12 protein-coding genes are annotated in these 13,273 nt (G+C 67.0%); 5 read left to right on the forward strand and 7 right to left on the reverse strand.

All coding sequences use genetic code 11. The features are described 5' to 3' along the window. Positions 1-39: 39 nt before the first annotated feature. Entirely contained in the window at positions 40-249 is a 210-nt protein-coding gene (locus tag CRP45_RS18680) for a DUF397 domain-containing protein (protein ID WP_067789758.1), read from the reverse strand. Positions 250-668: 419 nt separating this feature from the next. Between CRP45_RS18680 and CRP45_RS18685 the strand changes: the two genes are divergently transcribed. Genes CRP45_RS18685 through CRP45_RS18695 form a run of 3 tightly spaced genes read left to right on the forward strand, consistent with a single transcriptional unit; the run spans position 669 to position 2,964 of the window. Continuing rightward, entirely contained in the window at positions 669-1,217 is a 549-nt protein-coding gene (locus CRP45_RS18685) for a DUF309 domain-containing protein (RefSeq protein ID WP_067789879.1), read from the forward strand. A gap of 21 nt (positions 1,218-1,238) precedes the next feature. After that, entirely contained in the window at positions 1,239-2,186 is a 948-nt protein-coding gene (gene gluQRS / locus CRP45_RS18690) for a tRNA glutamyl-Q(34) synthetase GluQRS (RefSeq protein ID WP_097246187.1), read from the forward strand. 46 nt (positions 2,187-2,232) lie between these two features. Further along, positions 2,233-2,964, forward strand: a complete 732-nt coding sequence (locus tag CRP45_RS18695; protein WP_097246188.1) for an RDD family protein — start codon at positions 2,233-2,235, stop codon at positions 2,962-2,964. A 199-nt stretch (positions 2,965-3,163) separates the two neighbouring features. Here CRP45_RS18695 and CRP45_RS18700 read toward each other — a convergent pair whose 3' ends face one another. After that, a complete protein-coding gene (locus tag CRP45_RS18700; RefSeq protein WP_097246189.1) occupies positions 3,164-3,721 on the reverse strand; it encodes a DUF4190 domain-containing protein in 558 nt (185 codons plus the stop codon). A gap of 115 nt (positions 3,722-3,836) precedes the next feature. Between CRP45_RS18700 and CRP45_RS18705 the strand changes: the two genes are divergently transcribed. Beyond that, positions 3,837-4,619 carry a queuosine precursor transporter gene (locus tag CRP45_RS18705; RefSeq protein WP_097246190.1) on the forward strand — a complete coding sequence of 261 codons (783 nt, stop codon included), beginning with the start codon at positions 3,837-3,839 and terminating at the stop codon, positions 4,617-4,619. A gap of 79 nt (positions 4,620-4,698) precedes the next feature. Here CRP45_RS18705 and tgt read toward each other — a convergent pair whose 3' ends face one another. Both tgt and CRP45_RS18715 read right to left on the reverse strand, forming a co-directional pair. Continuing rightward, complete coding sequence (gene tgt, locus CRP45_RS18710) at positions 4,699-5,952, reverse strand: tRNA guanosine(34) transglycosylase Tgt (RefSeq protein WP_097246191.1); 1,254 nt, start codon at positions 5,950-5,952, stop codon at positions 4,699-4,701. Between the two features lie 732 nt (positions 5,953-6,684). Further along, positions 6,685-7,638: a saccharopine dehydrogenase NADP-binding domain-containing protein gene (locus tag CRP45_RS18715; protein WP_097246192.1), complete on the reverse strand. Its 954-nt coding sequence runs from the start codon at positions 7,636-7,638 to the stop codon at positions 6,685-6,687. Between the two features lie 49 nt (positions 7,639-7,687). Between CRP45_RS18715 and CRP45_RS18720 the strand changes: the two genes are divergently transcribed. Continuing rightward, positions 7,688-8,320, forward strand: coding sequence for a TetR/AcrR family transcriptional regulator (locus CRP45_RS18720; protein WP_097246193.1), 633 nt, complete (start codon positions 7,688-7,690; stop codon positions 8,318-8,320). Between the two features lie 5 nt (positions 8,321-8,325). On the opposite strand, the gene CRP45_RS18725 is transcribed toward CRP45_RS18720, so the two are convergent. From CRP45_RS18725 to CRP45_RS18735, 3 genes are all read right to left on the reverse strand, one after another. Then, positions 8,326-9,390, reverse strand: coding sequence for a virulence RhuM family protein (locus tag CRP45_RS18725; protein WP_097246194.1), 1,065 nt, complete (start codon positions 9,388-9,390; stop codon positions 8,326-8,328). 231 nt (positions 9,391-9,621) lie between these two features. After that, the gene (locus tag CRP45_RS18730) at positions 9,622-11,541 is read right to left on the reverse strand and encodes an ABC transporter ATP-binding protein (protein ID WP_097246195.1); all 1,920 of its coding nucleotides are present in this window, start codon (positions 11,539-11,541) and stop codon (positions 9,622-9,624) included. Further along, entirely contained in the window at positions 11,538-13,271 is a 1,734-nt protein-coding gene (locus tag CRP45_RS18735) for an ABC transporter ATP-binding protein (protein ID WP_097246196.1), read from the reverse strand. Before CRP45_RS18735 ends, CRP45_RS18730 begins: the two co-directional genes overlap by 4 nt. Positions 13,272-13,273: the final 2 nt, after the last annotated feature.

The raw sequence follows: 13,273 nt of genomic DNA on the forward strand, positions 1-13,273 counted from the left end.
GACCCGGGGCCCGTGCTGACAGCTCGTCGGACCTGATGTTCAGGCCTTGCCGAACTCCCCCGCCGATACTCCGCTCAGGAATGCGTCCCACTCGCCAGGGGTGAACGCCAAGACCGGGCCGACGCCCTTGTCCTTGGTGTCGCGGACAGCCACATTGCCGCCGTCGAGAAATGCCACTTCCACGCAGTTCCCGTCGGGGCCGCTGTATGTGCTCTTACGCCACACAGCGCCCGTCAAATCAACTTCCACGGCACTAGCTCCTTTGCTGCGTCGAGAACGGGAATTTCCAACCGAGATCGTTCTAACTAGCACCGGCATCCGGCGTGGAACGTCGAATACCGTGGTGCGCCTGGTGGTAGCGCGCAACCATATCGGTGCGCGGTATCGCACTGAAGTTCGGGACGAATACGCCCCGCGGGTTGCCCCCGCGGGCTAAACCCTAGCAGGTTCACCGAAGGATTTGCCGGTCTCTTGCCAGTTCAACCATCCTATTTGCCAAGCTTGCGAAGGCCTCGAGTTGCGGAGACATTGCCGGTCCTGAGATTTCCGGCGAAAAGGCGCGGAGGGCATGCATTTGTTCCGGCGTGATTGGTCCGTGATCCGTCGATCGAGGCACCGAGGGCCGCCCCTCGCGGCGCAGACTGGACACCGCGTGGATCATGGACCTTATGGTCGAACGCCCACGCGACGAGGCAGGTCGCGCCCGCAACCCCCGCCCACGAGACCGGTTCGGCCGCCCGCTACCACTCGGTAGCGAGGGCGTGCCGAGAATTCCGGACGATCTGAATCTGCCACCCCAGCAAACTCTTACCCTTGCCCAGCAACTTTTGGACGACGGTCTGGCATTCAATGCACACGAGGTATTGGAGGCGGCATGGAAGAACGGACCGTTCGCCGAAAGGATGCTGTGGCAGGGACTCGCGCAATACGCGGTCGGCCTGACACACATACAACGCGGTAATCCGAAGGGCGCGCGTACCCTGCTCGGTCGCGCGGTCGGCCGACTGCGGGCCTACGAACCAGGCGATAGCGGCAATTCGGACGACGATTGTCATGACGACGGCGCGGACGACTCGACAGAACTCCGAAACCGCACGCTGCCCTATGACATCGATGGCGCGGGACTCATCGCGCGGGCCGAAACGCTGCTCGCCGCGTTGGACTCCGGAGCCGCGATCACCGAGGACGACCTCAAGCCGCGGCTGCGCGTCCGATAACCGTCGGCGCGGACGCCTACCATGGCAGTCGTGCCCGCCGCCCAGCTCGACTCACTCGCTCAAGGCGCTGGCCGCTATGCGCCGAGCCCGTCCGGCGACCTGCACCTGGGCAATCTGCGCACCGCACTGCTCGCCTGGCTGTTCGCGCGATCGAGCGGACGGCGGTTCCTGATGCGGATCGACGACCTCGATCGGGTGCGCCCCGGCGCGGCGGAACGCCAGCTCGCCGATCTCGCTGCCATCGGACTCGACTGGGACGGCCCGGTGGTGCGCCAATCCGAGCGCCTGCCGCACTACGACGCCGCCATCGAGCGGCTCACCGCCGCCGGTCTGACCTACGAGTGCTACTGCACAAGAAGGGAAATCCAGCAGGCCGCGACCGCACCGCACGGGCCGATGGGCGCCTACCCGGGAATCTGCCGCACCCTTGGCCCCGAGGCTCGCGCGCGCCGCAGGGCCGAGGGCAGGCCCGCCGCGCTGCGACTGCGTGCCGCGGCCGCAGATTTCGAAGTCGTCGACGACCTGCACGGCCGCTACCGAGGCCCGGTCGACGACGTCGTGCTGCGCCGCGGCGACGGCACGCCCGCCTACAACCTCGCGGTGGTGGTCGACGACGCCGAGCAGGGCGTAGACCAAGTGGTGCGCGGCGACGACCTGCTGCCGTCCACCCCGCGCCAGGCCTACCTGGCGAGCCTGCTCGACTTGCCGATCCCGCGCTACGCGCATGTGCCGTTGGTACTCAACGAAAATGGTCAACGGCTGGCCAAGCGCGACGGCGCGGTGACGCTCGCCGACCGACGCGCCCTAGGCAACACGCCCGACCAGGTTGTGAGCTTGCTCGCCGGCTCGCTCGGCTACACCGCGAGCACGCCGTCGCAGCTCCTCGAACGTTTCGATCCGGCGCGACTGCCGCGAGAACCTTGGATCCTGGCCGTCGATGGGTTGTTGCAACCCAGCGGGTGTCCGTAACGTACCGAATCGACCACTGATCAACCGATCACCACGAGGACACAGCATGACGAGCGGTGGGTACGACCCCAACCAGAATCCCCAGGGCGGGTACGGCCAGCCGTACCCGCAGGGCCAGCCCCAGTACGGGCAGCAGCCGCAGTACGGGCAGGACCCCTACGGGCAGCAGCAGCCGCAGCAGTACGGGCAGCCGCAGCAGCAGTACGGTGCGCAACCCCAGTACGGCCAGGACCCTTACGGCCAGCAGCCGCAGTACGGGCAGCAGCCGCAGTACAACCAGGATCCGTACGGCCAGCCGCAGTACGCGCAGCAGCAGGGTTACGGGGCAGGTGGTTTCGGCGGTGCGCAGCCCGGTGAGCTGCTGCCGCGGTTCGGCGCGCGTCTGATCGACAACGTGATCGCGGGTATTCCGGCGGGCATCGTGTACTTCGTGCTCCTCGCCGTCCTGCCCTCCAACCTGATCTCGTCGATCCTCGGGCTCGCCGTCTATTTCGCTCTGGTGACCGGTTACTTCGTCGGTATGGAGACCACGCAGGGCACCACCCTCGGTAAGAAGCTCCTCGGCATGCGAGTGGTCGCGCCCGGCGGCGCCGCCAAGATCGACCCGGTGACCTCGCTCAAGCGCAACCTGTTCGTCGCGCTGAACATCGTCTACTGCCTCGGCAACCTGGCCTCGTTCGGTCTCGGCATCTACATCGCCGTGACCATCGAGCAGGACCCGAACAAGCAGGGCTGGCACGACAAGTTCGCGGGCGGCACCCAGGTCGTCAAGGGCTGACCCACCCCGGCAAACACTCAGGGGCGCTTCCCGCAAGGGAGCGCCCCTGAGTCGTTTCGGCACGAGCCATTCGGCGCCAGTCTTGGACGCGAGTCGCTGTCAGCGCCAGTTGTTTTCAGCGTCCTGCCGTTTCAGCATCAGCCGCTTCCGGCGCGAGCCGTCGCCGGCGCGAGCCGTTCGCTGCGGATCGTTTGGCGACTCACCACCCCGCGACGACGCCCACAAAGCTGAGCACCCAGTACAGAACGCCGAGCACGAGGCCGCCCGCACCGACCCACACACCGGCCTGAGCCATGCCCTTGCCCTCGTAGTTGCCGGACTGCTTCATCTGATTCAGCGCGACGACACCGAGCACCAAACCGATGATGCTCGGCAGCAGGAAGCAGCAGGACGCGACACCGGCGATGGAGACGATCATCGCGGCGATCGCAAGACCGTTGGATCCCTGGCTCGGTGGCTGGCCGTACGGCTGATAGCCCTGGGGATAACCGTAATTCGGCTGCTGCGGATAAGGCGCCGGTCCCGACTGGTACGGCGAACCGCTCGCGGGCTGCTGGTAGTTCGGGTACGGCTGCTGCTGTTGCGGATACTGCGGCTGCGACGGCGGCGGCTGCTGCGGATACTGCGGGGTGGAGGGGTACCCGGTCGGTTCGGAGTTCGGATACTGCGGTACCGAGCCCTGGGCGCCGGAGTCCGGCGACACGCCTTGGCCGCCGTACTGCTTCCACCACTCGTCGGAATCGCCGGGATTCGTCATGGGTACAGCGTAATGGGCGCAGGGGGACCCGGTCCGCCCAAAATTTCGCACGGCAGCGGCGATGGTCCGCCCTGCACGACCGACCGCCCCACGCGACCAAGCCCCAGCTGGGAGGATGATGCCCGTGAGTGATGTGCATAAATCCGAAGAACACGAGGGGTCTGGGCGCCCCGCGCCGGACCACGCGGCATTCGCCCAGGTCGCGCGGGGGTACTACACACCGATCGTCGCGCTGTTCACCGCGACGCTGATCATTTCGAATATCTGCGCCACCAAGGGCGTCGAATTCTTCCGCGACGAATCGGTCACGGTGGGACCGCTCCAGATCCTGCCGATCGTCACCGACGGCGCGTTCTTCCTCTTTCCCCTGGCCTACGTCCTCGGCGACGTGCTGAGCGAGGTGTACGGCTTCCGCGCCACCCGGCGCGCCATCTACTACGGCTTCGGCGCCCTGGTGCTGACCGTGCTGTGCTTCGCGATCGTGCTTCGCCTGCCCTCCGCCGGTTTCTACGAGAACCAGGAGGCGCTGCGCAGCATCGTCGGTCCGGTGCCGCGGCTGGTGATCGCGGGTCTCGCCGGGTATTTCGTCGGCCAGCTGCTGAATTCCGCGACGCTGGTGCTGATCAAGGAACGGACCAAGGAGAAATACCTGTGGGCCAGGCTGATCGGCTCGACCGTGGTCGGCGAATTCGCCGACACCCTGATCTTCTGCTCGATCGCCGCGGCCGCCATCGGCATCGAAACCTGGCAGCAGTTCGTGAATTACGTGATCATCGGCTTCCTCTGGAAGACGCTGGTCGAGGTGCTCGTCATGCCGCTCACCTACCGGGTGATCGCGCTGCTGAAGAAGCACGAGCCCGGTTACGCGCCACGCGCGGTCGACCCGCTGCACGCGTAGAGCGCGAGTCGCTCAATCCCCGCCTCGCACACCGCCGAAGGCGAGGCGGGGATGCGCCTCGGACAATGCGGGCCTGCGACTACGGCGTGCGGATGCGGCCCTTCCAGCGGCCCAATGTTTCAGCTTTGAACTCGTCGAAAGTGCCGTCGTCGATACTGGCGCGAATTCGGTCGACCAGGCGAACGGTGAAGCGCTCGTTGTGAATCGTGCACAGCGTGGCGGCCAGCATCTCCTTGGCTTTGAAGAGATGGTGGATGTAGGCGCGGGTGTAGTTCGCGCAGGTGTAGCAGTCGCAGGTCTCGTCGATCGGGGTGAAATCGCGGCGGAAGCGACTGGTGTTGATGTTGAAGCGGCCCTCGGCGACGTAGATGGCGGCGTTGCGGGCGACGCGCGACGGATTCACGCAGTCGAAGGTGTCCGCGCCGTTCTCCACCGCGACGAAGATGTCCTCCGGCTCGCTGATGCCGAGCATGTGCCTCGGTTTGTCCTGCGGCAGTTCGTCGCAGCACCAGCCGACGATGGCGCCGAGATTGTGCTTCTCCAATGCGCCGCCGATGCCGTAACCGTCGAAACCCGTTCCGCCAATGCCGCGGATCGCCTCCAGTTCGCGACATGCCTTGCGGCGCAAGTCTTCGTACTGCGCGCCCTGGATGACGGCGAACAGCGCCTGGTATGGCCGGTGCGTGCGGGCCGCGGTCAGCCGCTCGTGCTCGTCGATGCAGCGCTGCGCCCATTCGTGCGTGCGCTGTAGCGACTTCTCTTGGTAGGCACGGGTGTTCAGCAACGTGGTGAGCTCGTCGAAGGCGAACATGATGTCCGCGCCGAGCTGGTGCTGGATGCCCATCGAGACTTCCGGGGTGAACCGGTGCGTGGAGCCGTCCAGGTGCGAGCGGAAGGTGACGCCGTCGTCGTCGACGGTGGCGAGGCGCTCCTTGCCCGCCGCGATCACGTCGTCGCTGCGCACGTCGACGGCCTCCATCGCGAGCACCTTCTTGAAGCCGACGCCAAGCGACATCACCTGGAAGCCGCCACTGTCGGTGAAGGTGGGTCCCGGCCAGTTCATGAACGCGCCGAGTCCGCCCGCCTCGTCCACGATGTCCGCGCCCGGTTGCAGGTAGAGGTGATAGGCGTTCGCCAGCAGCGCCTGCGCGCCGAGTTCGCTCATCGTCTCCGGCAACACCGCCTTGACCGTCGCCTTCGTGCCGACGGGGATGAACGCCGGCGTCGCGACAGCGCCGTGCGGCGTCTGGATGACACCCGAGCGACCGTGCCGCCCGTCCAGCCGGGCGCCAACGCTGAAGGAGAACGATTCCGCTGCTGACACGCCCCTCATCCTCTCAGGCGCCCCAACCCACCCCGCGCCGCCCGTCCGCTGCCACCGCCACCCGGCGCTCGACCACCGCCATTGCCTGCCGCGCCCGTGGTCATTGCCGCCCACCTGCTCGCCCGCAGCCATCCGCCGCTCAACCGCTGCCGCCTCGCCCGCCGCATCCGGCCCTGCTCCGGGCCACCGCCGCCAGCCGCCAGCCCACATCACCAACGCACGACCACGCCACCACCCGGATCGCCCGCCGCACGCACCGCGCCGCGAAACCCGAACTCGCGCCACCCGCCGGTCCGAGCCGCCCGTCCGCTGCCACCGACACCCGCCCCGCTCTAGCACCCTCGCGGTCGTCGACCGCCGCCATCGCCGCCTGCCGCGCCCGCGGTCATCGCCGCCCGTCGCTCGTCCACCGCTCGCCGCTCGCCGCTCGCCGCTCGTCCGCCACCCGTCCGCCGCTCGCCGCTCGTTGCCAAGCGCTGGCCTCGCCGTCCGCCCGCGACCATCGCCCATCCAACCCTGACGTCGACACCCGGCCCGACCACGGTGATCGCCGCCCACCGCATCCCGCACCCGTCGGGGACACCGCCGCCCGTCGCCAATCCGCATCACCAACGCACGACCACGCCGCCGCCCGCAACGCCAGCCGCCGCCCGCGGAATCGAACCGCGCGACCGCCGCCGGTCAACCGCCGGTCGCGTCGCCCACCGCGTGCCCATCCGACCCCTCGCGGGCAGTCCCCGCTCATTCCGGCAGGTGCGACTCGAACCCGTAGGCGTCCAGCTCCGCGAGAAACTCACCCGGTTCGACCAATTGGTCGATGTGCCGAACTCCGGCTGGAAAGGATCCGACGCGCTGCACCAGCAAGGCGGCCACCAGGCCAGTTGCGTGACTCTGCCGGTGGCCGACGAACCAGGCCGACGTGGCACCCGACTCGGCGACCACCGCGAACCGTTCCGAGCCGACGTGCACGCGCGCGAGCAACCACTCGACCACGCGCCCGCGCATCAGGCGCGCGAGGAGCGGCCGACGTGCCGCGCCGATCGACCAGGTCAACGGGCGGGAGTCGAGGGCGAGACCGGTCCGCGCCTCATCGATCCCCAGGGTGTGCACGAGTGTGTATTGATCGGAGAACGGGAAGCGGTGGACCATGCGACCGCCCCCGGGGAAGGCCATCCGCCAGGAGCCGGACATGGTGCCGAGACCGTCGAGTGTCCAGCGCAGCGCGGCCGGACCGTGCGCCTCGCCGGATCCGAGGACGGCGCCGATTCGAACCGTCCGCCCGCCCGAGAATTCGACCACCCGGCGGGCCAGCAGATTCGACACACCCGGTATCAGTCCGACGCTGAGCACACCGACGGCGTCGTGCGCCGCCGCCAGGTCGTCGAGTTCCTCGATGCCGCGCAGCACCCCGTGCGACGCGCTCACGTCCAAGTAGTGCACGCCGCGTTCGAAGCAGGCGCGCGCGACCCTCGCGTTGTCGAGTTCGGCGCACATCAGCACGACCGACGCGTCGTCCAGCACCTCGGCCAGCTGCCGGTCGTCGGCGATGTCCGCCCGAACCATCTCGGCGCCGTCTACCGCCCGCGCCCGCTCGGGACGACGGCCGACGAGCCGCACGCGCTGACCAGCGGCGACCAGCGCTCCGGCCGCTTCGCGCCCGACAGTGCCGTATCCGCCGAGAATGACCACCGTCATGACCGATTCCTCACTAGAGTTCGACTCTAATCAGATATAGACTTCGGTCATGAGCGCCGTCAAGGGGACGACCAAGCGGGCCCTCAAAGCCCTGGAGACGCGTCGGCGGATACTGGCCGCCGCAGGCGAGTTGTTCGTCGAGCAGGGCTACGGCGCGACGAACCTGCAAGAGATCGCCGCGCGCGCGGGCGTAGCGGTGCAGACCATCTACTTCACGTTCGGCAACAAACGCACACTGCTGAAGGAGCTGGTCGACGTCACGATCGCGGGCGACGACGAACCGGTCGCGACCATGGAACGCGAGTGGTTCCGCACCGCCATGGCCGCGGCGACAGCGCAGAAGCACCTGCGCGCGCACATCGCGGGCACCCGCCCGGTCCTCGAACGTATCGCGCCGATACACAAGGTGATCGAGACGGCCGCGGCGACCGACCCGGAGGTCGCGGCGATGTGGCCCGCGGACCAGCCGGACCCGCGCTACACCGTGCAACTACGCACCGCCACCACCTTGATGACGAAACCCGGTGCGCGCCAAGCCGTCTCACCGGAAGAAGCCGCCGACCTCCTCTACGGCCTGCTCAGCACCGAACTCTTCCTCCTACTCGTCCGCACCAGAGGCTGGACCCCCCAGCGCTGGGAGGACTGGGTCTACACCACCCTCCTCCCCCAACTCTGCGAATGACCGAGCTAGCGAGGCGGGTTGCCGCGTCGTTCGACCTCCGACTGAATGGCCTCCAGCTCAGCGATATCCGCGGCGTCCTCCTCCATCCGCGTACGTCTGGCCTCGAACGTCGCGTAGCGCGCTGCCGAGACCTGGTTGGCTTCATCGGCCGACACTCGCCCGGCGTTGCGGAGCACACCACGCTCGTTGAAATCCAGGAACTTGTCGGTCATGGTGATCCAGTCCGCCATGCGGATTTGCTCTCGGCGTTCCGCACGATCCTCGGCGAAGTCGAGGAACATCGTCGTCAGCCTGTTGAGCTGCTTCAGCTCCGACTCGACGAGGTAGTTCTTCGCGATATTGACGTCACCTTTTCGGACAACCGCGCCCTTCCAAACCGTGAGGCCCATGTTCGGCTTCTCTGGGTCGCAACGCTTTACGACGAGTTCCGCGGCGGTGTGCCCGGAAACCGCGTAGAGCAGCTTGTTCTGGATTGTGGCGAAGAACGTCTGCGCGACAGCGGACTTGGGGTCGTAGTCGACACTCGACACCGCGAACACGTCGCGGACCTTGAGGTAGAACCGTTTCTCGGATGCGCGGATATCGCGGATCCGTTCGAGCAGTTCGTCGAAGTAGTCGACGCCCTGCGGATCCTTGAGTCGGGCGTCGTTCATGGCGAAGCCCTTGATCAGGTAGTTGCGCAGGACGGTGGTCGCCCAGCGGCGGAACTGCACGCCGCGCGGGGACCGGACGCGGTAGCCGACTGCCAGGATGACGTCGAGGTTGTAGTGGTCGATCTCGCGTTCGACGCGCCGCCCGCCCTCGTGACGAACTATCCGGAATTTCCGGATAGTTGCCTCCATCACACACTCGTCATCGGCATAGATCGTTTTGATGTGCTCGTTGATCGTCCTGACGTCTTTGTCGAATAGCTCGGCCATCTGACGCTGCGTCAGCCAAACGGTTCCGTCGACCGTGCGAAGCTGCACTTCGGCGCGGCCGTCTTCGGTGTTGTAGACGATGAACTCGCCGGACACCTGCGGCGCGAGATCACCATTGGTGCCGTCGAGCGGTTCATCAGGGTTGTTCATACCTTGATCTCCTACTTGCACCGTGGACCGCCGAGGACTTCGCGGCAAGACGGCAGCACCCCTCGAGTATTACGAATTCCGGAGTGCTCGCGTCGACTTCGGGCGCCCGACCAAAGACCTCGGGCCCCGCTGGAGCCACCTGCTGCGGGGGCTCGGCGTATCCAGGACCGAATGTCACGGCCCCATAACGATGGTACGACCTTGCGGCGACAGAGACCGCGGGCACACGCGTCAGGCTTCGGCCGCCGCCGCGGCGAACTGCGCGCTGTAGAGCCGGTAGTACGCACCGCGCTCCTCGAGCAGCCGCTCGTGCGTGCCGTGCTCGACGATCCGTCCCGCCTCCATGACGACGATCAGATCGGCGTCGCGGATGGTGGAAAGGCGGTGGGCGATGACGAAACTCGTTCGGTCTCTGCGCAGCGCGGCGGTGGCGTGCTGGACGAGCAGTTCGGTGCGGGTGTCCACCGAGCTGGTCGCCTCGTCCAGGATCAGGATCGAGGGCTTGGCCAGGAAGGCGCGGGCGATGGTGATCAGCTGCTTCTCACCCGCGCTTACGCCCGAACCCTCCTCATCGATGATCGTGTCGTAACCGTCGGGCAGCGCGTGCACGAACCGGTCGACGTAGGCCGCCCTCGCCGCGGCGAGGATCTCCTCTTCGCTCGCGTTCGGATTGCCGTAGGCGATGTTCTCCCGGATGGTGCCGCGGAAGAGCCAGGTGTCCTGCAACACCATGCCGATCCGGGAACGCAGGTGATCGCGGGTGATCTCGGTGATGTCGACGCCGTCGATGGTGATCGTCCCGGCGTCCAGCTCGTAGAAGCGCATGAGCAGGTTCACCAGCGTGGTCTTGCCCGCGCCGGTCGGCCCGACGATCGCGACAACGTGCCCCGGCTCGGCGACCAGCGAAAGCCGCTCGATCACCGGCTTCTCCGGCACGTACCGGAACGAGACGGCCTCGAACTCGACCCGCCCGCGATCCACCGGCCTGGTGTTCTCCATGACCGGATCGGGGCTCTGCTCCTCGGCGTCGAGGATCTCGAAGATCCGCTCGGCCGAGGCAACGCCCGATTGCAGCAGGTTCGCCATCGCGCCGATCTGGGTCAGCGGCTGACTGAACTGCCTGGAGTACTGGATGAACGCCTGCACCTCGCCGAGCGAGAGATGACCTGTGGCCACCCGCAGACCGCCGACCAGTGCAACCAGCACGAAGTTCACGTTCCCGAGGAACATGATCGCGGGCATGATCAGACCCGAGATGAACTGCGCCTTGAAGCTGGATTCGTAAAGCGCCTGGTTGCGCTCGTCGAACTGCCTGCCGACCTCGCGGCCTCGTCCGAACGCGGTGACCACCTCGTGGCCGGTGTATGCCTCCTCGACCTGGGCATTGACCAGGCCGGTGTACTTCCACTGGTCGACGAAGTGCGGCTTGGACCGCTTGGCGATCTGCGCGGTGACGACGATCGCGCCCGGCACGGTGAGCAGCGCGATCAGCGCGAGCAGCGGCGAGATCCAGAACATCATGATCAGGATGCCGATCACCGAGAACACCGACATGAGCAGCTGGCTCATGGTCTGCTGCAAGCTCTGCGAGACGTTGTCGACGTCGTTGGTGACGCGGCTCAGCACGTCACCGCGCGGCTGTGAGTCGAAGTAGCGCAACGGCAGTCGATGGATCTTGTCCTCGACCTCGCCGCGCAGCCGCTTGACCGTCCGGTTGATGACGATGTTGAGCAGGTAGGCCTGCAACCAGCCGAACACGGAGGCGCCGACGTAGAGCGCGAGCACGAGCAGCAGGACCCGGCCCACCGCGCCGAAATCCACGCCGACGCCGGGGATCACGTTCATGGCGCTGAGCATGTCGGCGAGGGTGTCGTTGCCGCTCTCGCGCAGCCGCTCGACGGCCTGCTCCTTGGACAGCCCGCGCATCGCCTCGAGGTTCTTGCCGACCACGCCGTCGAAGACCAGGTTGGTCGCCTTGCCGAGCAGGTACGGGCCGAGGGTGTTGAGCACCACCGAGACGACCGCGAGGCCGACGATGCACCAGACGTAGAACCGTTCCGGGGCGAGCCTGCGCAGCAGCCGCTTCAGCGACGGACCGAACGACTTCGCCTTCGCGTCCGGTGACCCGGGAGTGGGAGCCCCTGGCCTCATCGCGCCTCCTCCACACTCAGCTGAGACGCCACGATCTCCTGGTACTCGGGACAGTCGCGCAGCAATTGCTCGTGGGTGCCGATGCCCGCCATCACGCCGTCTTCGAGCACGATGATCTGGTCCGCGTCGCGGATGGTCGCGATGCGCTGGGCCACGATGATCACCGAGGCGTTCTCGGTCTCCGGCTTGAGCGCCTCGCGCAGCCTTGCGTCGGTGGCGACGTCGAGCGCGGAGAACGAGTCGTCGAACAGGTAGATCCGCGGTCTGCGCACAAGTGCTCGCGCGATGGCGAGGCGCTGGCGCTGACCGCCGGAGACCGTGGTGCCGCCCTGCGCCACCGGCGTCTCCAGTCCTTGCGGCATCTCCCGCACGAAGTCGGCGGCCTGCGCGATCTCGAGGCAGCGCCACAGTTCCTCGTCGGTGGCGTCCGGGTTGCCGTAGCGCAGGTTGCTCGCGACCGTGCCGGAGAACAGGTACGCCTTCTGCGGAACCAGACCGATCTGTTCGCGCAGCACTTCCAGGTCGAGGTGGCGGACATCGGTGCCGCCCACGTACACCGCGCCGTCGGTGACGTCGATCAGCCGCGGTATCAGGTTCAGCAGCGTCGTCTTGCCGGAACCGGTGGAACCGACGATGGCCGTCGTGGTGCCCGGCTCCACCTGGAAACGGATCGCGCGCAGCACTGGCTTCTCCGCGCCGGGAAAGGCGAACTCGCAGAACTGCAAGTCGATCGAGGCCGGGTCGCCTTTGAACGGTTGCGGTAGGCGCGGCGGAAGCACCGAGGACTCGGTGGCGAGCACCTCGCCGATCCGGTCGGCCGAGACCGCGGCGCGCGGCGCCATCATGGCCAGGAACGACGCCATCATGACCGCCATCAGGATCTGCAAGATGTAGGACAACATCGCGGTCAGCGAGCCGATCTGCATCTCGCCCGAGTCGATCAGGTGCCCGCCGAACCAGATCACCGCCACCGCCGTGACATTGCTGATCAGCATGACCGTCGGGAACATCAGCGCCATCAGCCTGCCGACCCGCAGCGAGGCCTCGGTGAGTTCGCTGTTGGCGACGCCGAACCGCCAGGTCTCCTGCCGCTCCCTGACGAACGCGCGCACCACCCGGATGCCGGTGATCTGCTCGCGCAGCACCCGGTTGACCGCGTCGATGCGCTCCTGCATGTCGCGGAAGCCGGGCACCATCCTGGCGACGACGACTCCCATCGCCAGCGCCAGCGCGGGCACCGCGATGAGCAGCAGCCAGGAAAGACCCAGGTCTTCGCGCAGCGCCATGACGATGCCGCCGACGCACATGATCGGCGCCATCACCAGGATGGTCGCCGACATCACGACGAGCAGCTGAACCTGCTGAATGTCGTTGGTGTTGCGGGTGATCAGCGAGGGCGCGCCGAACATGCCGACCTCGCGCGCGGAGAAGGTGCCGACCCGGTGCACCAGCGCGCCGCGCAGGTCACGACCCGCGCCCATGGCCGCCTGCGCGCCGAGATAGACCGAGAACGCGGACGCGACGATCTGCACACCCGTGACCGCGAGCATCCACAGGCCCGTTGTCCAGATGTAACCGATGTCACCCTTCGTGACGCCGTTGTCGATCAGATCGGCGTTCAGGCTGGGCAGGTAGAGCATCGAGATGACCGAAACCAGCTGGAGCGCAACGACCCCCGCCAGTTGTGCGCGGTAGGGGTACAGATGAGCTCTGAGCAGTCGGATCAACATGA

Origin of the sequence: Nocardia amikacinitolerans (assembly GCF_900215415.1) — a bacterium.
Taxonomy (GTDB): domain Bacteria; phylum Actinomycetota; class Actinomycetes; order Mycobacteriales; family Mycobacteriaceae; genus Nocardia; species Nocardia amikacinitolerans.

What these genes read in the sequence shown, in the direction of transcription:
- CRP45_RS18685 (WP_067789879.1), top strand. Translation starts at nt 669, where the DNA reads ATGGTCGAACGCCCACGCGACGAGGCAGGTCGCGCCCGCAACCCCCGC.
- gluQRS (WP_097246187.1), top strand. Translation starts at nt 1,239, where the DNA reads ATGGCAGTCGTGCCCGCCGCCCAGCTCGACTCACTCGCTCAAGGCGCT.
- CRP45_RS18695 (WP_097246188.1), top strand. Translation starts at nt 2,233, where the DNA reads ATGACGAGCGGTGGGTACGACCCCAACCAGAATCCCCAGGGCGGGTAC.
- CRP45_RS18700 (WP_097246189.1), bottom strand. Translation starts at nt 3,721, where the DNA reads ATGACGAATCCCGGCGATTCCGACGAGTGGTGGAAGCAGTACGGCGGC.
- CRP45_RS18705 (WP_097246190.1), top strand. Translation starts at nt 3,837, where the DNA reads ATGATGCCCGTGAGTGATGTGCATAAATCCGAAGAACACGAGGGGTCT.
- tgt (WP_097246191.1), bottom strand. Translation starts at nt 5,952, where the DNA reads ATGAGGGGCGTGTCAGCAGCGGAATCGTTCTCCTTCAGCGTTGGCGCC.
- CRP45_RS18715 (WP_097246192.1), bottom strand. Translation starts at nt 7,638, where the DNA reads ATGACGGTGGTCATTCTCGGCGGATACGGCACTGTCGGGCGCGAAGCG.
- CRP45_RS18720 (WP_097246193.1), top strand. Translation starts at nt 7,688, where the DNA reads ATGAGCGCCGTCAAGGGGACGACCAAGCGGGCCCTCAAAGCCCTGGAG.
- CRP45_RS18725 (WP_097246194.1), bottom strand. Translation starts at nt 9,390, where the DNA reads ATGAACAACCCTGATGAACCGCTCGACGGCACCAATGGTGATCTCGCG.
- CRP45_RS18730 (WP_097246195.1), bottom strand. Translation starts at nt 11,541, where the DNA reads ATGAGGCCAGGGGCTCCCACTCCCGGGTCACCGGACGCGAAGGCGAAG.
- CRP45_RS18735 (WP_097246196.1), bottom strand. Translation starts at nt 13,271, where the DNA reads ATGTTGATCCGACTGCTCAGAGCTCATCTGTACCCCTACCGCGCACAA.